The sequence below is a fragment of the Desulfobulbus oligotrophicus genome (genome assembly GCF_016446285.1).
Taxonomy (GTDB): Bacteria; Desulfobacterota; Desulfobulbia; order Desulfobulbales; family Desulfobulbaceae; genus Desulfobulbus; species Desulfobulbus oligotrophicus.
The window spans coordinates 1,932,904-1,953,330 of record NZ_CP054140.1; the positions used below are offsets into that span (position 1 = coordinate 1,932,904).

General features: G+C 53.7%; 18 protein-coding genes. 6 read left to right on the top strand and 12 right to left on the bottom strand.

Translation table 11 applies throughout. The features are described 5' to 3' along the window. Nucleotides 1–232: 232 nt before the first annotated feature. The 5 genes from HP555_RS08705 to HP555_RS08725 all read right to left on the bottom strand — a co-directional run bounded on the left by HP555_RS08705 (nt 233) and on the right by HP555_RS08725 (nt 6,448). Entirely contained in the window at nt 233–1,492 is a 1,260-nt protein-coding gene (locus tag HP555_RS08705; RefSeq protein WP_199261591.1) for a (Fe-S)-binding protein, read from the bottom strand. 6 nt (nt 1,493–1,498) lie between these two features. Further along, nucleotides 1,499–2,935: an FAD-binding oxidoreductase gene (locus HP555_RS08710; protein WP_199261593.1), complete on the bottom strand. Its 1,437-nt coding sequence runs from the start codon at nt 2,933–2,935 to the stop codon at nt 1,499–1,501. After that, nucleotides 2,932–4,809, bottom strand: a complete 1,878-nt coding sequence (locus HP555_RS08715; RefSeq protein WP_199261595.1) for a synaptonemal complex protein 1 — start codon at nt 4,807–4,809, stop codon at nt 2,932–2,934. The genes HP555_RS08710 and HP555_RS08715 overlap by 4 nt, the downstream gene beginning before the upstream one ends. Nucleotides 4,810–4,858: 49 nt before the next feature. Continuing rightward, nucleotides 4,859–5,494, bottom strand: a complete 636-nt coding sequence (pdxH, locus tag HP555_RS08720; protein ID WP_199261597.1) for a pyridoxamine 5'-phosphate oxidase — start codon at nt 5,492–5,494, stop codon at nt 4,859–4,861. 90 nt (nt 5,495–5,584) lie between these two features. Next, nucleotides 5,585–6,448 carry an SIR2 family NAD-dependent protein deacylase gene (locus HP555_RS08725; RefSeq protein WP_233249119.1) on the bottom strand — a complete coding sequence of 288 codons (864 nt, stop codon included), beginning with the start codon at nt 6,446–6,448 and terminating at the stop codon, nt 5,585–5,587. Nucleotides 6,449–6,641: 193 nt separating this feature from the next. Here HP555_RS08725 and HP555_RS08730 point away from each other — a divergent pair, with 193 nt between their 5' ends. Continuing rightward, nucleotides 6,642–6,956, top strand: coding sequence for a hypothetical protein (locus HP555_RS08730; protein ID WP_199261599.1), 315 nt, complete (start codon nt 6,642–6,644; stop codon nt 6,954–6,956). Nucleotides 6,957–7,056: 100 nt separating this feature from the next. Beyond that, nucleotides 7,057–7,251 (top strand): hypothetical protein, encoded by a 195-nt coding sequence (locus HP555_RS08735; protein WP_199261600.1) that lies wholly within the window; start codon nt 7,057–7,059, stop codon nt 7,249–7,251. Between the two features lie 5 nt (nt 7,252–7,256). Here the strand turns inward: HP555_RS08735 and HP555_RS08740 are convergent, their stop codons facing one another. The 7 genes from HP555_RS08740 to cutA all read right to left on the bottom strand — a co-directional run bounded on the left by HP555_RS08740 (nt 7,257) and on the right by cutA (nt 14,965). Further along, nucleotides 7,257–8,021: a TerC family protein gene (locus HP555_RS08740; protein WP_199261602.1), complete on the bottom strand. Its 765-nt coding sequence runs from the start codon at nt 8,019–8,021 to the stop codon at nt 7,257–7,259. Nucleotides 8,022–8,109: 88 nt separating this feature from the next. Further along, entirely contained in the window at nt 8,110–9,321 is a 1,212-nt protein-coding gene (locus HP555_RS08745; protein ID WP_199261604.1) for an AI-2E family transporter, read from the bottom strand. After that, nucleotides 9,318–9,848, bottom strand: coding sequence for a pantetheine-phosphate adenylyltransferase (coaD, locus tag HP555_RS08750; RefSeq protein ID WP_199261606.1), 531 nt, complete (start codon nt 9,846–9,848; stop codon nt 9,318–9,320). Before coaD ends, HP555_RS08745 begins: the two co-directional genes overlap by 4 nt. Before the next feature lie 576 nt (nt 9,849–10,424). After that, entirely contained in the window at nt 10,425–12,449 is a 2,025-nt protein-coding gene (locus HP555_RS08755) for a DNA topoisomerase IV subunit A (protein WP_199261608.1), read from the bottom strand. Then, a complete protein-coding gene (locus HP555_RS08760; protein ID WP_199261610.1) occupies nt 12,446–14,278 on the bottom strand; it encodes a DNA topoisomerase IV subunit B in 1,833 nt (610 codons plus the stop codon). The genes HP555_RS08755 and HP555_RS08760 overlap by 4 nt, the downstream gene beginning before the upstream one ends. 11 nt (nt 14,279–14,289) lie before the next feature. Then, the gene (locus tag HP555_RS14290; RefSeq protein WP_199261612.1) at nt 14,290–14,565 is read right to left on the bottom strand and encodes a hypothetical protein; all 276 of its coding nucleotides are present in this window, start codon (nt 14,563–14,565) and stop codon (nt 14,290–14,292) included. Nucleotides 14,566–14,626: 61 nt separating this feature from the next. Continuing rightward, a complete protein-coding gene (cutA, locus tag HP555_RS08770) occupies nt 14,627–14,965 on the bottom strand; it encodes a divalent-cation tolerance protein CutA (protein WP_233249121.1) in 339 nt (112 codons plus the stop codon). A gap of 125 nt (nt 14,966–15,090) precedes the next feature. Here cutA and HP555_RS08775 point away from each other — a divergent pair, with 125 nt between their 5' ends. Genes HP555_RS08775 through HP555_RS08790 form a run of 4 tightly spaced genes read left to right on the top strand, consistent with a single transcriptional unit; the run spans nt 15,091 to nt 20,410 of the window. Continuing rightward, nucleotides 15,091–15,891: a type III pantothenate kinase gene (locus tag HP555_RS08775; protein WP_199261614.1), complete on the top strand. Its 801-nt coding sequence runs from the start codon at nt 15,091–15,093 to the stop codon at nt 15,889–15,891. Then, a complete protein-coding gene (locus HP555_RS08780) occupies nt 15,884–16,819 on the top strand; it encodes a S66 peptidase family protein (protein ID WP_199261615.1) in 936 nt (311 codons plus the stop codon). The genes HP555_RS08775 and HP555_RS08780 overlap by 8 nt, the downstream gene beginning before the upstream one ends. Nucleotides 16,820–16,834: 15 nt before the next feature. Further along, complete coding sequence (locus HP555_RS08785; RefSeq protein ID WP_199261617.1) at nt 16,835–17,491, top strand: hypothetical protein; 657 nt, start codon at nt 16,835–16,837, stop codon at nt 17,489–17,491. 30 nt (nt 17,492–17,521) lie between these two features. Continuing rightward, nucleotides 17,522–20,410 carry a hybrid sensor histidine kinase/response regulator gene (locus HP555_RS08790; protein ID WP_199261619.1) on the top strand — a complete coding sequence of 963 codons (2,889 nt, stop codon included), beginning with the start codon at nt 17,522–17,524 and terminating at the stop codon, nt 20,408–20,410. The last annotated feature ends 17 nt before the right edge of the window (nt 20,411–20,427 follow it).

Here is a 20,427-nt window from a genome sequence, read left to right on the forward strand (position 1 = left end):
AACATAGTCGCAAGGTTAGTGACAGGTTCTCCTGTGCAGGAGGGCATTCCTTCTTATCATGCCCCTGTGCATCTGGCAACCGTCAAAAGGATCCGACAGGAAAAGATGACACGATGTGGTGTTTTGGGAAAACGGGTGTCCCGGATCAGCACGGAGGTTCCTGGGGGCATCGGTGCTGAATCAGTTGCCGGCCTTCTCTGATCAGAACAGATGGCGATGGAACACAGCGTATTCATTTTGGTTGCTCGGTTAAGGCCTGGTGGATGAGCTCCAGGGTGTGTACGACCTGAATGGACAGACCTGCACGGTTGACAATATCCTGCAGTTGCAGGATGCATCCGGGACAGCTGCTGGCAATAAGGGATGCACCACTTGTTTTGATGCCGTTTAGCTTACGGTCGCCGATTGCTCGACTTACATCCGGATGGGTCACGGCAAATGTACCGCCAAGACCGCAACAGAGTCCGGCGTCTTCCATGTCAACGAACTCCACCTGGGGCAACGCCTGCAGCAGTTCGCGTGGTTCGCGGGTTACACCGGCACTGCGAAGATGACACGGGTCGTGATAGGTGACCCGGGGACGCTGTGGCCATCGCGGCAGGGCGGCAAGCCGGTCTGTGAGCCCCTGCTGGTGGAGGAATACATGGATGTCGACCAGCTCGGCGGCTGATGGCGAAAAGTCGCCGGCCGGATGTGCATGCAGCATTCCATGACAGGAGGCACAGGCAGTGAGAATGAGTTTGGTTGTATGATCGGTAAAAGCGGCAGTATTGGTCTGGTGCAGGGTTGTCAGGAGATGACTGTTGCCCGAAGAACAGGCCGGCATCCCGCAGCACCCCTGTGCTTTGGGTGTGAAGACAGAATAACCCAGGTGATGAGGCAATCTGACAAGCAGTTCTCCTACCTCAGGGTACAGGTAGGTGAGGGCACATCCGGCAAAAATACCCACCGTGTCTTTTCCGGGTTCGCCTTCCAGAAACTCCGGGATCCGGTCAAAAAGTGAACGTCGTGGAATGGGCGGCAGGCTTCGCATCTTCAGTGACTCAGGAGCAAAACGCAGACGCAGACCACTGGTTTCCGGAATCGTGGCAAACAGAAGAGGAGAGAGCAGACTGGCTCCCTTGCTGAGCGTTTTGAGCAGGGTCTTTGAACCGGTCACTGCCGCCACACCCTTACCCAGCGGTGATAGACCATGATCAGTGGTGATCTGTCGTCGTACAGCACCGACGATGGCATCAGTGGGTACCTGATTGGGACACTTCATGACACAGGAACCGCACAGCAGGCAGAGACTCATCTCTTTGCGCATCTTATCGTCGAGTTCTGCCGTACCGGCGAGAAGTGCGGCGGCAAGAACGATTTTACCGCGGGCAACCGATCCTTCCCGACCGGTTTCCATGTACACCGGACAGTGTGCCTGACAGGCGCCGCAACGTACGCACTGGTTGATTGTCTCTTGAAAGTCTTCCAGGGTTTTCAAATTGGTAGTCAACAGTATTTATGATGGGCCATGATAAACCTGAGGAGTGGTCTCAGGAAAGATCTTGCCCGGATTCATGATATTATTCGGATCAAGGGCCTGTTTGATGGCCTGCATCGTTGTCAGGGTTGCCGGATCAAGCTCCATGCCGATGTAGGCGGCCTTGGCAGTGCCAATGCCGTGTTCGCCGCTGACAGAGCCGTTGAGCTGAACCGTGGTGCGAAAGATGTCGTTTAATGCCTGGGTAACCTTTGCCTCCATGCCCGGCTGATCAAGATCCACCATGACATTGACATGGATGTTACCGTCACCGGCATGGCCGAAGTTAACGATCGGTACCCCGTACCGCTGACTGATGGCATCCAGAGCACGGATCATCTCCGGGACACGGGAACGGGGGACAACAATATCTTCGTTGAATTTGTGCGGGTTCAGTCGTCGTAAACTGGGGCTCACGCTCCGTCGCACCTTCCAGATCGCCTCTGCCTCTGCCGGGGTTTCCGCAATCCGGGTTGCCACAACATCAAGTGGTTGCACAATTTCGCCAATGGTGTGTATCTGTTCATCAAGAAAACGACGAGCACCGTCAACCTCAATGATCAGTATGGCCCGGCAGTCGGGTGGAAGATCAATCGGTGTCGCCTGGCGGACACAGTCTATGGCCGTATGGTCCATAAATTCGAGAGTGGCAGGGATGATTCTGCCGCGGATAATGGCCGAAACCGCCTGTGCCGCACCATCGATGGTTGCAAACGCCACCAGCATGGTTTTGCGGGCCTCAGGTTTAGGTAGCAGGCGGAGAATGATTTGGGTGGCGATTCCCAGAGTTCCCTCTGAGCCGACAAACAGACGAGTCAGGTCATAGCCCACCACATTTTTCATGGTTCGGCCACCGGTATGGATGATGCTTCCCGTGGGAGTCACCACCTCCAGTCCCAGGACATAATCGCGGGTAACTCCATACTTCAGACAGCGCGGCCCCCCGGCACATTCGGCGATATTACCGCCCAGGGTTGAAAAGTCTCTGGAAGCCGGATCAGGCGGATAGAACAGGCCGTACCGCTCCACCTCCCTTTGCAGATGACCGGTAACAACGCCCGGTTCCACAACCGCGATGAGGTTGTCGGTGTCGATTTCCAGGATACGGTTCATGCGCGAAAGTGCCAGGACAATACCTCCGTGCACAGGGAGGCTTCCCCCTGTAAAGCCGCTGCCCGCACCCCGGGGAATGATCGGGATCCGCTCCTGGTTGGCAAGTCGGACAATCTGACTGATCTCCTCGGTGCTGCCGGGGTGGGCGACCAGATCGGGCATGTGCTGCTGCTGGGTTGCATCAAAGGAGTAGGTAATCAAGTCTGTGGTGTCAGTGGAGGCATTGGCTGTGCCGACAATGGCGGCTACTTTTGCCAGGAGACTGTTGAGGCGGTGACTGTTTTTTGCTGAGGGAGCTGTCATGTTGTCTTGTTCCCCGGTTCGTGAACGGTGAGTTGCGGGAAAGGCAGCTCCCAGTTGTTGATGTTGCAGCAGTCCACAGCCCATTTCGTCAGGGTTCGTTCTATCTTTCGGTACGATGGGGCCTGGTTTCCCTTGAAAGCGGCTATAATGGCAATATCAAGAGAAGAGGGGCTGATCTGAAGAAAGTCTACAGCCAGACTGAGACAGTCCTCGGCATAGCCGTGTTCCTCCAGCCGACGCTGAAGAAAGGCGGTGAATGTATCCAGCACCGTGGTGGTAATGATGGCCTGCAGGGCATGGGAGAGGCCCACAACAACCTGGATGGTGAAGGTGTCTGATAAATTTGCCGGTGCTTTACTCAGAAAATCAGCTGTCCGATAGGTGATGTGACGACCTCCCGCCTCAACCACTTCCACCTGTTCATGGGAAAGAGCGGTTACCCTGGCAAACGGTTTACCGTCAAGAGCGACCCAGTCCCCCTTTTTACAGGGAAACCACGACTCATCATGGCGATAGGGCCGAGAGATCAACCCGGTCATATCAGCGATGGGGATGCGCAGGTGTATACCGAGTGTAGGGTTGTACAGTGTGCACAAGACATTGATCGCCTCCACCCGCCATGGTATCCCTTGGTACATCATCCTCTCACCCTCGCGGATCGATCCCATGTTAAGGATCATCTGCACCTGTCGCCACATCTTGGGTAGGGTCTGCCGAATTGCCCATATCAGGGCGACGGTGAAGATGATGGCTGCGCTCAGCAGGAACCAGTCTTCAGCAATGTACAGAACAAAGAGCAGACCGCTGATCGCACAGGCAATGGATAGGATCCGCAGTACGATGTCGAGTATACGGATGTGCATTGGCCGTTGTTCTTTCTTTGCTCCGGGAAGCAGAGAAAACAGCAGCTGGGTAAAGAGCCGAAAGGCGGCAAGGATACCGATAACGGTCAGAAAAGCGATAAAAAGAAACCAGCCGCGGTTGCGGAAAAACTCACGTATGGAATCTTTGGATGTTGTCAGAAAAGAGGCATCGTTATCTTCAAGCTTAGCCAGTTCCCGTTGGGCCATATCCCGCTTGCTGCTGACCCGTTTTTCCATGTTTTGCCAGGCCGGCATAAGCTCGCCAAGACCTTCTTTTACACCATGATTCTTGGCTTCAGCGGCCAGACGGCTGAGCTTACCGACAGCACGCCGTGTTGTGGCCAGCTGTTTATCGTAGTTGGCAATACTCTCTTTGAGTTCGGATTTCATCCGAGCACGTGCTGTCAGCTGTTTGAGCTCTTTGATACTTGGTTCAAGGAGTGTGGCCAGTTCATCCTTCCAGCTGAACGTTGTCTCTTTGCCGGCTAAGAAAAGTTCGGGCTCAGCTCCAGTGGCAATGCGTTCAAAATCTGTATTTATATCGGAGAGTTCTTTGTCAATCTTGTTCAACTCCTCCTGTAAACTCTCTTTTTCTGTCTTTGAGGTGCTTATTTTTTGTCTTTTTGTCAGATCAGCGATCTGTTCCTGAAGATGTTTTTGCGTCTCGACCAGAGAGGCAAGCATGTTCAGCACATCTGTCGAGCTCTCTTCGTGCGCCTGTTGGTTTAATTCTTTCAGCAAGGCCGATTCGATGGTAGCCTGCGGTGGCGATTTTTCGCGAGTTGCGGACGACTCGGCTTTGTTGGCCTCTGCAGATAAAGAGGCAGAGACAGCTGGTGAAGAGGGGTGTGTGTTTTTTTCCTGCTCACGGACGAGATGGGTTGGCAGGATCACAAGGGGACGGATAGCCGGAATAGACTGGGGTTGTGTTTGGTTTTCGGCCAGTCCGTTTGCTGTCGGCAGCGTGACGACAAGGCAGAGCAGGAGAAGATAAAAGAGACTGCTTTTCATGATATCAGGCAGGTTGGGTTGTTTTTCAGGAGTGCTGGTGCAGGTACGGTCAGGGCGCCAGCCGTTCGATGCGCCAGCCTTCTTCTTCACGTGTGTAGAGGAAGCGGTCGTGGAGTCTGCTGGTTTGCCCCTGCCAGAACTCGATGCTTGTCGGCTGCACCCGGTACCCTCCCCAGAAATCCGGGAGAGGGATTTTTCCTTGCAGAAATTTGTTTTTCATCTGCTCCAGTTCCATCATCAGTAACCGCCGGGAAGACAGGATGGAGCTTTGTCTGGAGATCCAGGCCCCGAGTTGGCTGTTGCGAGGTCTGGTGGCAAAGTATTGGGCGGATTCGGCAACACTGATCTTTGCGGCAGTGCCGGTGACTGTTACCTGGCGGGCCTGCTGTATCCAGGGAAACAGAAGGGCAACCTGACTGTTTTCGCTGATCTGCACAGCTTTGCGGCTGCCGTAGTTGGTGAAGAAGACGAATCCATTGCGATCAAACAACTTCAGCAGGACGGTACGCAGGGTTGGTTGTCCATCTGCGCCCACCGTGGAAAGGACCATGGCATTTGGTTCCGGCAGTCCGGCTGCGCAGGCCTCGTGAAACCAGTCTTCAAACTGATCGAATGGATCAGCAGCCAGTGTTTCCCGGCTAAGCACCGGATTCCTGTAGTCTTTACGCAACCCTTTGATATCCATTTTTCTCCTTATCAGTGTATCGTCGGCAAGATAAGGCGGACCAGGATTGAGGTCAACTACTTCCTGCAGGTTGCCTGTTTTGTTGCGAAGTTACCCGCCGATCATCACTTCGGTTATCGCCGGGAGTGCAGAGGCACTCGGCTGCCGGACAAAGAACCCGCGACCGTCTTGTTCGGCCAGCCGGGCAAAGGGGTTGGTTTCGATGTTCACATCGATGATTATCCCTCCGGCACGGTGCACCTCATTGGCCACCTGGTTGGGAAGGTTGGTCGCACCTGCAGTACCGACAACAATGAGCAGTGTGGTCTCCCGGGCGGCTTTAAGTGAACTGTAAAAATGGTAGTGATGTTCGTTGTAGCTTTCGTCAAACAGCAGAATATGGGGGCGTGAACGGGCTCCACAGTGCGGACAGCGAAGGAGCTCATGATCGGAGGGAGTCAGGCTCTCTTCTTTTGTTTTCGGCTGCACACCCGGAGGGATCTCGTAGATCGTATCCGTGCACTCCAGAGAACATCGCATGTGAAAGACATTGCCGTGAATCTGAAAGGTGCGGGCCGGTGTGTTGCCGGCTCTGAGATGCAGACCATCAACATTCTGCGTGATCAGCGTAAAACGGTCTCCAAAGTGATGCTCCATGTCCACCAGGGCCTGATGCCCCGGGTTCGGTTCAGCAGCTGCACAGACGCCCATCCGGTACAGATACCATTTCCACACCTCATCAGGCTGGTGGGTGAACATCCGGAAGGTTGCCATCTCCTGCGGCTGATAAACCGTTGAGCCCACTGTCCAGTATCCTTCCGGACCGCGAAAGGTGGGTATACCGCTTTCTGCGGAAATACCTGCACCGGTGAGAACGGTGATCCTTCCTGAGCCTTTTGCCACTGTTTGTAAGAGGGTATGCATTGCCTCGGGCATGTCGAATCCTCCCTTATCGCTGATGGTTATCGTCGGCATGGCGAACAGTTTTCAAATATCCTGTTGTTGCACAGTAGCTTCTATTAAGTACAGGTTGCCAACTTTTTCAAGTACATTACATTGTGGTCTGTTTCTGGCTGATCATTCTTTTGGCGGAGGACAGGGGTGGGTTTTGCCGGTTGCCTGTGCTATAGTACACATGTCATAAGACTGAAAAACGAGGAGGTGCCCAATGAATTACCGCCTGTTGTTTTTAGTTGCTCTTGTTACGTTCTGCGGTGGGTGTGTGGCCTATTCTCCTTATCCCTACTCGTATGGATATGATCCCTATGGGGCCGGTTCGTACTCGTATTCATATCCGTACTCGTCCCCGTCCGGACCCTACAGTTACGGATACGGGGTGTACACTTCCCCACCGTATCGGCCGCCGGTGTACTATGCTCCTGCATGGCCTGTTATTTATCCCAATATCTCTTTAAGTTTCGGAAGCTCTCATTACCGCCACCGGGGTGGGCCTTCCTGGCATCGTCACCGCCATCGGCGTTGATGCATTCTTTTTATCTTCCCATGCGCAGAGCTTAAGCCGCAACCATCAGGCTGCCCCAATGTGCAGACCTGTACTGGTGCGGCTGTGGAGGCTCTCATGATTGAAGCGAACGTTACCGGAGTTACAGGTCTGTCGGCTGTTGGTTGATGGCCGGTGTGGCGTCGAGCTGTGGCCCGGGGAAAGGATCAGGGCGACTGTCAGGGGGACGGTGAGAAAGGTGCTGGTGGTCGTAGAGTCCGGCTGCGCAGCCGCCCGTGCCTTCTGCTGCCGGCAGGACGTCCGTGGCCCGGTTTGAGGGGGTCAGGCCGGTGGTTCTTCTTGCCGGTCGAGTGTATCTGCCGGATACAGATGCACGGGAGCAGTGCTCTTTCGCAGCCGCAGGTTGAGCATCTCAACAACAAATGAAAAGGCCATGGCAAAGTAGAGATACCCTTTCGGCAGCTCATGACCAGTACCTTCAGCCACCAGGGCAACCCCGACCAGGACGAGAAAGGAAAGGGCAAGCATTTTAACGGTTGGGTGGCGGTCGACAAATTCGCCGATCGACCCGGCAGCAACCATCATTACGCCAATGGCAATGACGATGGCTGTGATCATCACCCACAGGTGATCGGCAAGACCGACCGCGGTGATCACCGAATCAAGAGAGAAGATAATATCAATAACAGCAATCTGCAGGATAACAAGTACCAGGTGTGATGCAAGCTGACGGGGTCCATGACGCATTTCACCGCCTTCAAGGCTGTTGTGGATCTCCACCACCGCCTTGTAGATAAGAAAGAGACCGCCGCCCAGTAGCACCAGATCACGACCGGAAACCGGATGTTGCATGATGACAAACAGCGGTGCCACCAGTCGAGCCAGCCAGACAACCGACATCAGGAGAAGAATGCGGGTTCCCAATGCGGCCAGCAGGCCGAATTGGCGGGCGGCCTTCCGGTCCTTTTCAGGCAGTTTACCGGCGAGCAGGGTAATGAAGATGATGTTGTCGATGCCAAGGACGATTTCAAGAACTGTCAGGGTGACAAGAGAGCTCCAGATGTTGATATCCCAGATCCATTCCATAAGGCGTTACTGTTGTCGGTTTGGGGAGTGCTGTTGCGTGAAAAATAAATGACGGGTTTTATCTGATGCTGTGCAGATAAGGGGCAGGTCAGGCGTCAATGGCAGGTGAGCCGGTGCTTCCCTGGCCATCGGTATCTCTGAATCGGATGGCATGCCCAAAGACATAGGTGCAAACCGGAACACCGAGAATCAGTCCCCACACACCGAAGAGTTTACCGCCAATGGTCAGGATGAAGAGAATGATGACGGAGTTGATACGCATATACGATCCGTAAATCCTCGGGTTCAGGATATACCCTTCAATCAGATGGATGATTATGATCAGCAGGATGGCCAGCAACATGGTCTGCAGGCCCTGGGTTTGCAGAGCAATCAGGCAGATGGGGATGGAGCTGATGAACACGCCGATAACCGGAAAAAAACTGCAGAAGAAAACGATCATCGACAGGAAGGCCAGATGTTCTCCTAACCCGAGCAGACTTATACCAACGGCTGTTAAGATGGAGTTGATGATCGCAATGATCAGTTGGGCTTCCAGCGCCTTGCCAAGGACCAGCGAAAAATCACGGATATTCGGGGTCACGCTCTGATAAATAAACCGGAGTTTGGTTGATTCCAGAGAATGCACGCTGGTGCCCAGGTTCGCAAGATCAAGGACAATCAGAAAGGAAAAGAGCAGGGAAAGGAGAAAGGCCGATGCCACTGAGGCTATTTTACCGCCGATGTTGCCCAGCGTCCCCAGAACATGGCTGAGATTTTGAGGGCCGCCGGGTGCGTCTGCATCACCCAGGCGAAGAAGCTGCTGCAGCATCGTGGCCGTAGGTGAGTGTTTCAATGTTCTTTTCTCAGTTTCTTCATCGCTGCTCGTACCGCTGATTTCCGGGAAAATTTCCCCTAAAAGAGGGTAGCGGGCCGTTAAGGTAAATATTTCCTGATCCACCCTGGTAAGATAGGTGGTGAACTGACTGACAAAGACCTCTGTCTGTTTTTTTACCTTTGGAACCAGAAAAATACCGGCCGCAGTTATGACACTTAAGATAACAAGGGCGACCAGCAGAACCCGGAGTATTCTGTTTTTAATGTAGGGTGCCAGCCGATTAACGCTCTGTGCCTGGATGTACGAGAAGACAAAGGTCAGGAAAAGGAGGAGGAAAAAGGACCGGAGCAGGTAGATAACGCCAAACAACATTCCCCAGACCATGAGGGCGGCAACATGCGGCAGAATCTGATTCCAGGGTTGGGGCAGGGAATGGAAGAGGGAGTTGTTCTGTTGCATTGTCACCCAGCTGGTGGTGGTCAAATTTTTTCCAGCATTTCTCTGTGAGGAAGTTGGATGTGGATTCCTCCGAACTTGCTCAGCATCTTGTAATAGACCATATCCGGAACATACTCACGGACAATCTGTTCCCAATCATCTGACCCGACCAGGCCCTTGATCAGACTGGAGCTGACCTCCACCAGATTACGGGGTGACATCATGAAGAGGGTTTGGATCTTGTCGGTCATATTCCCGTTCACGTAGCGCATGCCCCGTTCGTACGTATAATCTTTTTCATTACGAATACCTCTCAGGATGCAGTCGACACCTATTGACTCAGCATATTTGACCAGGAATTTATTTTGAAAATGGACAACTGTGATATGAGGAAATCGGGAACAGAGTTCCTCAAGCATCTCTATGCGTTCATCCAGAGTAAAACAGTACTTTTTTGCAGAATTTTCACCAATGGCAACGTAAAATCTGGAAAACAGACGTGCTCCCTGTTCAATCATCCATAAATGGCCGTTGGTCGGTGGGTCGAAGCTGCCGGCATAGATACCCTTCATAAAAGATCCTGTCGCATGGCTTGTGGGTGATCGGTATTATCGCTTTGTTCGTCACGTGGAGCATCTGTGCTACAGTGGCTCGCAGGAGATGCTGACCGTTTGCTGAGCAGTAAGAGCCGGAGCTCGACAGTGTGCTGATCCATAACGGTCTGCCGATATGACGAATGAGCGTCCTTCGATACTGCCCTGCTATAGCAAACGCCTCTATTCCGCGTCAATAATATATTGCAGATCCTGAGAGCCGGCTATATTTTCGGTGGTCTCTCCCATACATTTTAAAAAACGTACTGGGCGGAGAAAGAGTGCAAGCCGGCCCTGTTGCCGACCGGTCCTCAGACTGGACACAGCACCGGCAGGCAGGTCGCTTGATCACGGTGCAGGCCTCTTATGATTTTTGAAAAAGACCCGTCTCCGCAGGTCTTGTGCTGTCATACAGTTCCAATGGTCGGATTGCAGTCAAAAGGACGCCAGCAGACGGATCCGGGCCGTCTGTGGAGGGAGGCGGGATAGTGCATCGGTATCTTTTATTTTTTCCGGAGCAGTGGTCAGGAAAATACAGGGACGGTTGCAGTGGTGTCAGCTTTTATCCGGCTTCTTCTGGTTTGTTTCCGTCAAGCCCGGCAACTCCTGCGGAACAGGGGCCGGTTTTTTCGGTGTGCCGGTGATATCGGTGATTCTGCGCACGATCCGGTTTGTCAGTCTTTTGCCCTTGGCACCTGCTCCTTTGATCAGCACGTCATTGAAATCAAGTTCAATACTGTTGTGTTTTGCCCGTGCCGAAGGCACCAGAGCAGCCCGTATCCGCAGTCCCTCTTCCCCGTCAAGACGCAGCAGCAGGATGGTGGAGCGTTTGTCGGCCTCAAAGAGTCGATACTCGCGGTTCAGAATGAATTTGGGCATGGTGAAACGTTTGGCATAGGTCAGGTTTTCCGGTCCATGCCGGTAGATAAGGTTAAACAGCAGGTCATCCTTAACCACACCAAACCAGTACAGCTCTGAGCCGACGAACAACTTGTCCGTCACATTGACCACCTTATACAGACCGTCTTTGAAGATAAGGAGAAGTCGGTCATATTCCGAGCAGGCGCACTCCATGTCGTTCACCGTGCCTTCGGCCCTGACCTTATGACCAAGAAAGCCGGAATCCCGGTGGTAGCCAACCGTGAGATTGGAGAGGGCCGCTGCCCTGGCATCGACCTCATCAAAGCGGCGCAGTTCACTGCGGCGCGGAAACTGTTCCCCATAGCGTGTCAGCAGATCTTCCAGGTAAGCGATGGTAAAGCGGATCATATCGCTTAAGGAGTGCTGGATTTCTGCGATCTGTTTTTCAATATCCCGCAACTCTTTCTGCTGGCGGTTGATATCGTAGCGGGAGATACGGCGGATTTTGATCTCCAGAAGCCGCTCAATATCCTCAGTGGTGATTTTTCGCCGCAGTTCTTCGGTATAGGGTGCAAGGCACTGCCGGATGCTGGAGATAATCGCCTTGTAGTTTGTTTTTTCCTCGATCTCCTTGTACAATCTCTCTTCAATGAAGATCTGCTCCAGCTTGCGGGCATGCCATTTTTCTTCCATTCTGCCCAGTTCAATACGCAGCTCCTTTTCCAGATTGGCTTTGAGCAGATCAGTGTTACGTCGCAGCACCTCTTCAACTTCACGCTGACAGGGCATGTTGTCTTCAATGGTCACCAGGTTCGGTGATATGCTCATCTCGCAGTTTGTAAAGGCATACAGGGCATCGATGGTTTCCTCGGCAAGCACTCCGCGGGCCAGCTTGATCTCAACCTCAACTTTTCCGGCTGTGTAATCATTGATGGAGGCGATTTTGAGTTTGTTTGCCTTGGCCGCTTTTTCAACGGATTCGATGAGGTTTTGCGTGGTGGTTGTATAGGGGAGCTCAGTAACAACAATGGTTCGTGCGTCCAGCTGTGTCAGTCGGGCCCGACAGCGCAGTCGGCCGTTACCATGGTTGTAGTCGGATACATCGATAATGCCGCCGCGGGGAAAGTCCGGATACAGGGTGAAATCCTTGCCGCGCAGGCAGGCGATTTGCGCATGCAGGAGTTCGTTGAAGTTATGCGGCATGATCCTGGTGGCCATACCCACGGCAATACCTTCAGCACCGAGCAGCAACAGCAGCGGAATTTTGGCGGGCAGCCGCACCGGCTCCTGCATGCGGCCGTCGTAGGAGTCGACAAATTCGGTCAGATCCTTGTTGAACAGGGTTTCACGGGCCAGGGGTGACAGGCGGCACTCGATGTAACGGGGGGCTGAGGCCTGGTCGCCGGTGAAGATATTACCGAAGTTGCCCTGGCGTTCGATGAGATAGTCCTTGTTGGCCAGGTTGACCAGGGCGTCGAAAATTGATTGATCACCGTGCGGGTGGAGCTTCATGGTTTCGCCAACCACGTTTGCCACCTTATGGAATCGACCGTCATCCATGTTGGCAAGTGTCTGCAGGATCCGGCGCTGAACAGGCTTGAGACCGTCATCAGCATCAGGGATTGCACGTTCACGGATAACGTAGGAGGTATAATCAAGGAAATTGCTGTCAAACAGCTGGTGCAGTTTACCTCGCGGGGTGTCGGTGGTCTCGTTCATACCGGCCTGACGATCAGATGGTCCATGATGTACTGTTTACGCTCCGGGGTATTTTTGCCCATGTAGAAACGGAGCACCTTGCCGACCTCACTTAAGGAATCGATCCGCACCTGTTTTAAACGCATGTCCGGGCCGATGAACTGCCTGAATTCCGGCGGCGAGATTTCACCCAGCCCTTTGAAGCGGGTGGTCTCAATGGCGCGGTCGCCTTTTCCTTTGGCCTTGAGTGCCACCATGGCCTCATCTATGTCCTGATCCGTGTAGCAGTAAAATGTTTTCTGTTTGTTGCGGACACGAAAGATCGGTGTTTCCAGAATGTACACCCGTTCCTGTTTGATCAGCAATTCAAAGTAATGGAGAAAGAAGGTCAGCAACAGGTTGCGGATGTGCAGACCGTCGATGTCGGCATCAGTCGCCAGGATCACCTTATCGTAGCGCAGATTGGTCATGGACTCCTCAATGTCCAGAGCCTGCATCAGTGAGTACATCTCCTCATTTTTATAGAGGACATCCAATCGCTGATCCAGAACATTCATAGGTTTTCCCTTGAGACTGAACACCGCCTGTGTCAGGGGATCGCGGGCACTGACGATGGATCCGGCCGCAGACTGTCCTTCGGTGATGAACAGCATGTTTTCACGACCGGGTTTTGAGGGACGGCCACGGGAGGGATGGTACTTGCAGTCCTTTAACTGAGGGATTTTAAAAGCGATCTTTTTCGCTTTGGCCTTGGCATCACGTCGAACTGATTGCAGTTCCCGGCGGACCCGCTCGTTGCGCTGCACCTTGTCAACAAAGATCTCAGCAGCTTCCGGAAACTTGTAGAGATGCGTGGCCACCGCATCCTTCACGGCATTGACGATGCCGGCACGGATATCCGTGTTGCCGAGTTTGTTTTTGGTTTGAGATTCAAAGATCGGTTCCTGAACCTTGACGGCAAGGGTACCGACAATGCCGTCGCGGACATCAAGACCGCTGAATTTTTTTCCGGTAAACTCGTTGACACCCTTAAGGATGCCTTCACGAAAGGCGGAGAGATGCGTGCCGCCTTCACTGGTATAGGTGCCGTTGACAAAAGAGAAGTAGGATTCACCGTAGTCATCGGTGTGGGTGAAGGCGAATTCCAGTGTCTTGTCGGCAAAATGGATGGGCGGATAGATCCCCTCATCATTGATCTCGTGATCGAGCAGGTCAAGAAGACCATGCTTCGACAGATAGAGTGCACCATCCAGCGACAGGGTTAAACCGGCGTTGAGATAAGCGTATCGCCAGAGCCGCTGGTCGATATACTGCTGATCAAAACGGTAGTCAGGAAAGAGATCCGGGTCGGGCAGAAACTCAACCAGTGTCCCGTTTTTTTCGTTGGTTTTGCCCTCTTCCTCCCCCTGCAGCAGCCCATGGGCAAACCAGGCGGTTTTATGGCGGCCATCGCGAAAGGCAGTGACAACAAACCGGGTGGAGAGTGCGTTGACCGCCTTGGTACCGACACCGTTGAGGCCGACGGAAAACTGAAAGACTTCGGTGTTGTACTTCGCACCGGTGTTGATAACTGAGACGCACTCCACCACCTTGCCTAAAGGGATACCACGGCCGTAATCCCGTACTCTGCAGACCCCGTCGTCACCGATGTGGATATCGATCCGCTTGCCGAACCCCATGATATACTCGTCAACAGCATTGTCCACGATCTCCTTGAGCAGAATGTAGATGCCGTCGTCCGGATGGGAGCCGTCACCCAGTCGGCCGATATACATACCCGGTCGTTTACGGATATGTTCAAGGGAACTGAGCGTCTTAATTTTAGATTCGTCGTACTGATGATCGGTCATGGTACACATTTTTATCGTGCGGCTTTGCCGGCACGGATGGAGCGGGATAAAGACAGCTGACTGCCAGTATATCGAAGCGGCCGATCTCTGAGCGGGGACTTGCCGATCGTGGTCATAACAGGGACGGCCCGGGCTATTCCATCATATGGATCCGTTCGCAATCCGGGCAGATCCAGGTCGGGCCGTTGCTCATGCCCCACCTGTTTTCTGCAAAACATTCGGGGCAGATCTGAAATCCGCAGCCGCAGTTCCAGCAGAACGGTTTTTCCTGCTTGCAGCAATGACAACAAAACTCTTTTTTTCGTCGCCGACTGCGTGCTGATGTTCGGGGGCGATGTTCCATACGAATCACTCCGGGGCAGGCCGCAGTTCCTGTTCGAGCCAGTCCAGGTATTCACTGCCGCCGTCGATAACCGGCGAAGCCAGAATTTCGGGTACCTCATATGGATGCAGGGTTTTGATTGTACGGTACAGTGCGGGAAAGAGATCGCGTCGTGATTTGATCAGACAGACCTGTTCTTCCCCCTGTTCGATGACCCCTTGCCAACGGTAGACAGATGTGCAGTGACTGATCTGGACGCAGGCGGCCAGGCGGTCTTTTACAAGACGGGCGGCCAGCTGCTCAGCACTGTCTCGATCGGGTAGTGTGGTGACCACTTGTATATAGGGTGTCAACTTTTTCTCCATAAAAATAACCTATCCAGGTTGTTTCAGCCAGGTGACTCTGGATAAATCGATCAAATTAGTCTATCTTACCAGCGCTTTTTAAAAAAACAAACTTTCCGTTTTCTCATTAACCCGGGTAGGTACCTATGCTTTTTGCTGTGGATGTCGGCAACTCTCATACAGTCAGCGGGATTTTTGAAAAAGGGCGGTTGACAGGCGATTGGCGTCTGCAATCCCGCCGGGATCGTACCGCTGATGAGCTGGCAATTCGTTATCATGGACTTTTTCAGATGGCCGGCATTGACCCGAATCGGATCACCGGCTTCATTGTTGCCTCAGTGGTACCGGTTTTAGAAACGAGCTGGCTTAATTTTGCCCGCAGTTACCTCACCAAATTGCGTCAACCGCCCCTGGCGGTCACGCATACCCTTAAACTGGGGATGGAGGTGGCCACGGAAAATCCCTCTGAGGTTGGCGCCGATCGACTTGTGAACGCGGTGGCTGCCTGGGAGCGGTATCATGTTCCCCTGATTGTCATTGATTTTGGTACAGCCATTACCTTTGACTGTGTGAACAGCGTGCCGGCCTATGTCGGCGGCACGATTCATCCGGGTATCGGCATCTCTCTGGATGCCCTGGCCACCCGTACCGCCAAGCTCCCCCGGCTGGATATCGACGTCACCCCGGAACATCCCATCGGTACCACGACGGAAAAGGCCATTCACAGCGGTATGCTCTACGGTTTTGGTGGTCTGATTGACAGAATGGTGGAGGTGTTAAGCCGTCAGCTGACACCGGATCAGGACCGTGCCAGGACCATTGCCACTGGTGGCATGGCCGAATTGATCAAGCCGTATACCTATACCATCGACGAGATCGATCCGCAACTCACTCTCACCGGTCTGGAATGGATCTATCGCCTTAACTGTGCAGGGAAGAATGACTGAGCGTCTGCTTGTACCGCCCAGGCTGCGACGAGGTGATACCATCGGCCTCTTTTGCCCGGCCGGCCCGGTGCGGGATATCAGGCGACTGCACGCCGGCATTAAACTGATTAAAGAGCAGGGGTTTGAGGTTAAACTGTGTGGTGCCCATGGACCATCCAGCGGTTATCTGGCTGACAGCGACGAGCAGAGAGTCGCCGGCCTGCATCGTCTGTGGCATGATGAGGAGGTAAAGGCACTGCTGGCCATCCGCGGCGGTTATGGATGCCTGCGGATCGTTGCCCGGTTGGACTGGGATCTGCTGCGGCGGCACCCTAAGTTCCTCATCGGCTTCAGTGATGTGACCGTCTTGCTCAGCGCCCTGGGCCAGCAGGCCGGGCTTGTCACGCTCCATGGACCGATGGTGACCACATTGTCTGACAGCGGCGAAGAGGGAATACACTCTTTGTTTGGTCTGCTGACCGGACGCTTTGAAGAGCATCTCCGCTGTCAGGGGGTAGAAATTTTACGGGAAGGCATGGGGCAGGGGCGGCTGATCGGCGGTAATCTGACAACCCTGGTCCACCTGCTCGGCACCCCATGGGAAAGCAGCTGGGATGGATGTGTGCTGGTGATTGAGGATACCGGTGAGTCCATGTATCGGATTGACCGGATGCTGACCCAACTGGCCCTGGCCGGTCGCCTGGAAGGGTTGGCCGGTCTTCTGCTGGGTGAGTTTGATGGCGGCGGTGATACGACGGCTGACCTGCGATTACAGGAAGCTGTCTGGTCACGGGTGCTGGAGCTTGCTCCGGCCGGCTACCCTGTCTGGGCCGGTTTCCCTGTGGGACACGGGAAGCGGAATCTGGCTCTGCCCCTGGGGATGGAGGTTGTGATGGATTCCAGTAATGCCTCGCTTCACCTCTTAACGGGTTCGGTGGTCTTTGGCTAGGAAGATGGTGCATACATGCTGAAGCGTTTGGTTGTAACTTTTCTTGCTGCAGCAGCACTGCTGACGGGTATTCTGCTCAGTGCAGCACCGTTGTTGCTGCTCCGGTCCCAGGTGGATGCGCCGACCATGCTGATGATGTTCTGTCTGTGGATTGCCGCGGCTCTTGGTATCGGGCTTGTCCTGTTGAACAAGATGCTGAAAAGCATCTGGTTTTTTCGCGGCACAGGTGAGCCGGTTCCTCTTGATCAACTGCGACAGAAGCTGTTGGCTGTCAATGCCATGGCCTGTCCGGTGAGTGTGCTGGGAAAACGTCGCACCCTCATCTTTACCTGGCGGTACCATGATAAGCGGTGGTGCGAACTGTTGAGCCGGCTCGGCATCAGGCACCTTTATGAGCTGCGCTGTTTTTTTGATGCGGATACCCGTACGGTTCTGCTGGTTGATCGCAGCCGGACGGTGGATTTTCTCATCTGTCCGGAGCGGGTGAAGACCGGACGGCCTTGTTTACCTCTTCCTTTGCTGACAGCGCCGGCAAAGCAGCCCACCACTATCGACTGGTATGACACTGTTGCCGAGTATGAGTACCATGTTCACCGCCGTGAAATAAAGGTGCCTGTCCTGGGCACGATCCTGGCCAACGGCTGGCACGCCCGTCTGTGTCTGTGGCGATGACCGAACCGGGATGCTGAGTTGAAGCCGTCGATGCCTATGCGCCTGTTCCGCTTTTTTTCGCCGAAGAGTGCTTTTCGTTCTCTGTCTTCCGACAGGAAGAGTGCCGGCAAAGCAGCCCTGTTCTATCTGATGGCGGCAGGTGCCTGGGTTTGGCTTACCAACAGGGTCATCGATCAGTTGGTGATGGATGCACAGCGTAAGGTCTGGGGACAGGCTGCTCAGGAATGGGCACTGATTATCTTGACATCTGCGGTCCTGTTCATGCTGCTTCGGCAAAGACAAACCCGATCTGATCAGGAAAGCAATTGGTCAAGCATAGATCCATTGGATTTCAACAAGCTCGCCCAGATGGTTCCTGTTGGCAGGGCTGTTGTACGTGAGCAGATCATCATGAGCGCCAATGCCCATCTCTGCGGTTTGACCGGCTATGCACAGGAAGAACTGATCGGTATGGACAGTCACCTGCTCTATGCCGATGCCTCTGAAGCAGATCTGGAAAAAGATCTGCAGCCGAGCAGGGGACAATCCACCGGTACTGTCGCCACCAGCTGGGTCCGAAAGGATGGAGTGATAGTTCCTGTCCGTCTCCATGTGGCTCTGTTGAACCCTGATAATCCTGCCGCAGGATCTCTCTTTACCGTGACTGATATGAACGTCTCCAGGCTGATGGAGCAGGTTCTGGAGCAACAGAAAGAACTGTATCTCTTTTTTGTTCAATCAGCTGAAGACGGTATTCTGCTCTGTGACCGTACCGGCACTGTTCTTCAGGCCAATCAGACCATGTGCAACTTCCTTCGTCTTACGCAGGGCGAGCTGGTCGGTAAACAGATCACAGCATTTTTTCGGATCATGGCTGATGAAAAGGTCCGACCGTTCTGCCATGATTTTGTGCAACAGGGACAAACAGTCGAGGTTGAGTGGCTCCTGACGACCACCGGTGATGTGGAGCGATCCCTGGATGCGCGGGTCGTGGCGATGTCCGATGGCACGTACCTGGTCATCTTTCATGATGTGACCGAGCGGAAGGCCGTTGAGAAGGCCCTGCGGGAGAGTGAGAAGAAATTCACACTCGCCTTTGCAACCAGTCCCGATGCGATCATTATCAATCGCCTGGTTGATGGTGTCCTTGTTGAAACCAACAAGAGCTTTACGGCACTGACCGGATACTCCTGCGCAGAGGTTGTCGGCCTCTCACCTGTGCAACTGAATCTCTGGCGTGATCCGGCTGAGCGGGATCGTTTGATCAAACAGCTGTATGCTCAGGGGTATTGCGAAAATATGGAGGCCGGCTTTCGGCGCAAAGACGGCAGCTATGGTATCGGATCGGTGAGCTCACGATTGCTCGAACTCAACGATGTTCTGCATGTTGTGTCAATTGTTCGTGATATTACAAGACGCAAACAGACAGAGATCGATCTGGAGCGACTGAAGGTGGCCATTGAACAGGCAGGGGAGGTTGTGGTCATCACCGAGGTGGATGGCAGTATTGTGTATGCTAATCCGGCTTTTTCAGAGGTAACAGGTTATGCCAGAGAGGAGGTGCTGGGTAAAAATCCCCGGATTTTGAAAAGCGGGGAACATGACAGGACATTTTACAGGGAGCTCTGGCGTGTTATCAGTAGCGGGAATACCTGGAGCGGCCGGATAGTCAACAGGAAGAAAGACGGCTCCCTGTACACGGAAGAGGCGACGATTTCACCGATCTTTGATCAGCAGGGCAGTATTGTCAACTACGTGGCCATCAAGCGGGATATTACCGCTCAACTGCAACTGGAAGCCCAGTATCTGCACGCCCAGAAGATGGAGTCCATAGGCCGGCTTACAAGCGGGGTTGCGCACGATTTCAATAACATTTTAACGGTGATCGTCGGCTACTGCGAGATGGCCATGACCAGGGCCGATGCCGGGCTGCCGATGGCCGGAGAACTGGAAGAGATCCACAAGGCTGCGCTGCGCTCCGCAGATATTGTCCATCAGCTCCGGACCTTTTCCCGTAACCAGCCAATTGCTCCAAAGCCCATTGACCTGAACGAGACAGTGACCGGGATGCTGACCATGCTGCAGCGGTCCATCGGCGATGATATAGAGCTGATCTGGGTACCGGAAAAGGATCTGCCGATCATCAAGATGGATCCCAGCCAACTTGACCAGATCTTAGTGAATCTCTGTGTCAATGCCCGCGATGCGGTCCATGGTTCCGGTACGATCACCCTTCGCACCCGTTCTGTTGATCTGAACGCCTCTTTTTGCACCGAACGCGAGGGGATTATACCCGGCAGGTATGTGGTCGTCCAGGTGATCGATACTGGTTGTGGTATTGCGGAGGAGTTGCGGGACCAGATATTTGAGCCGTTTTTTACAACCAAGGGGTCGCTCGGTACCGGTCTGGGACTTTCCACTGTCTATGGTATTGTCAAGCAGAATAACGGGTATGTGGATGTACACGGCGAGCCGGGAAAGGGGACAACCTTTCTTGTTTACTTACCGGTACATGACAACGATCCTGTGACCGTGGAGGTGAAAGAGCGCAATGTACCGTCCCTGGGGTTCGGAGAGACGATTCTTTTGGTCGAGGATGACTCCTCGGTGCTTGCCCTTGGTCAGTTCATGCTGGAGAGTCTGGGGTATCGGGTGCTGACGGCCACAACGCCGGGTGAGGCCATGCAGCTGGCCGAACATAATGGGACCGGCTTTGATCTTCTTGTGACAGATCTCGTTCTGCCGGTCATGAGCGGTAAGGAGCTGGCGGATCGGTTAGTGGGCCGATATCCCGGTCTTAAGGTGGTTTTCATGTCCGCCTGCCCTGTTGAGGCTGCCGGTCACGACCTGGGGCTTGGCGATGATGAGTGTTTTTTGCAAAAACCTTTTTCACTGACCACCATGGCCGACAGCGTCAAATCGGCATTGACCGCAGATTGAGAACCTTCAGCGTGTTT

What these genes read in the sequence shown, in the direction of transcription:
- HP555_RS08790 (WP_199261619.1), top strand. Translation starts at nt 17,522, where the DNA reads ATGCCTATGCGCCTGTTCCGCTTTTTTTCGCCGAAGAGTGCTTTTCGT.
- HP555_RS08785 (WP_199261617.1), top strand. Translation starts at nt 16,835, where the DNA reads ATGCTGAAGCGTTTGGTTGTAACTTTTCTTGCTGCAGCAGCACTGCTG.
- HP555_RS08740 (WP_199261602.1), bottom strand. Translation starts at nt 8,021, where the DNA reads ATGGAATGGATCTGGGATATCAACATCTGGAGCTCTCTTGTCACCCTG.
- pdxH (WP_199261597.1), bottom strand. Translation starts at nt 5,494, where the DNA reads ATGGATATCAAAGGGTTGCGTAAAGACTACAGGAATCCGGTGCTTAGC.
- HP555_RS08760 (WP_199261610.1), bottom strand. Translation starts at nt 14,278, where the DNA reads ATGACCGATCATCAGTACGACGAATCTAAAATTAAGACGCTCAGTTCC.
- HP555_RS08755 (WP_199261608.1), bottom strand. Translation starts at nt 12,449, where the DNA reads ATGAACGAGACCACCGACACCCCGCGAGGTAAACTGCACCAGCTGTTT.
- HP555_RS08780 (WP_199261615.1), top strand. Translation starts at nt 15,884, where the DNA reads ATGACTGAGCGTCTGCTTGTACCGCCCAGGCTGCGACGAGGTGATACC.
- HP555_RS08725 (WP_233249119.1), bottom strand. Translation starts at nt 6,448, where the DNA reads ATGCCGACGATAACCATCAGCGATAAGGGAGGATTCGACATGCCCGAG.
- HP555_RS08775 (WP_199261614.1), top strand. Translation starts at nt 15,091, where the DNA reads ATGCTTTTTGCTGTGGATGTCGGCAACTCTCATACAGTCAGCGGGATT.
- coaD (WP_199261606.1), bottom strand. Translation starts at nt 9,848, where the DNA reads ATGAAGGGTATCTATGCCGGCAGCTTCGACCCACCGACCAACGGCCAT.
- HP555_RS08715 (WP_199261595.1), bottom strand. Translation starts at nt 4,809, where the DNA reads ATGAAAAGCAGTCTCTTTTATCTTCTCCTGCTCTGCCTTGTCGTCACG.
- HP555_RS08710 (WP_199261593.1), bottom strand. Translation starts at nt 2,935, where the DNA reads ATGACAGCTCCCTCAGCAAAAAACAGTCACCGCCTCAACAGTCTCCTG.
- cutA (WP_233249121.1), bottom strand. Translation starts at nt 14,965, where the DNA reads ATGGAGAAAAAGTTGACACCCTATATACAAGTGGTCACCACACTACCC.
- HP555_RS08730 (WP_199261599.1), top strand. Translation starts at nt 6,642, where the DNA reads ATGAATTACCGCCTGTTGTTTTTAGTTGCTCTTGTTACGTTCTGCGGT.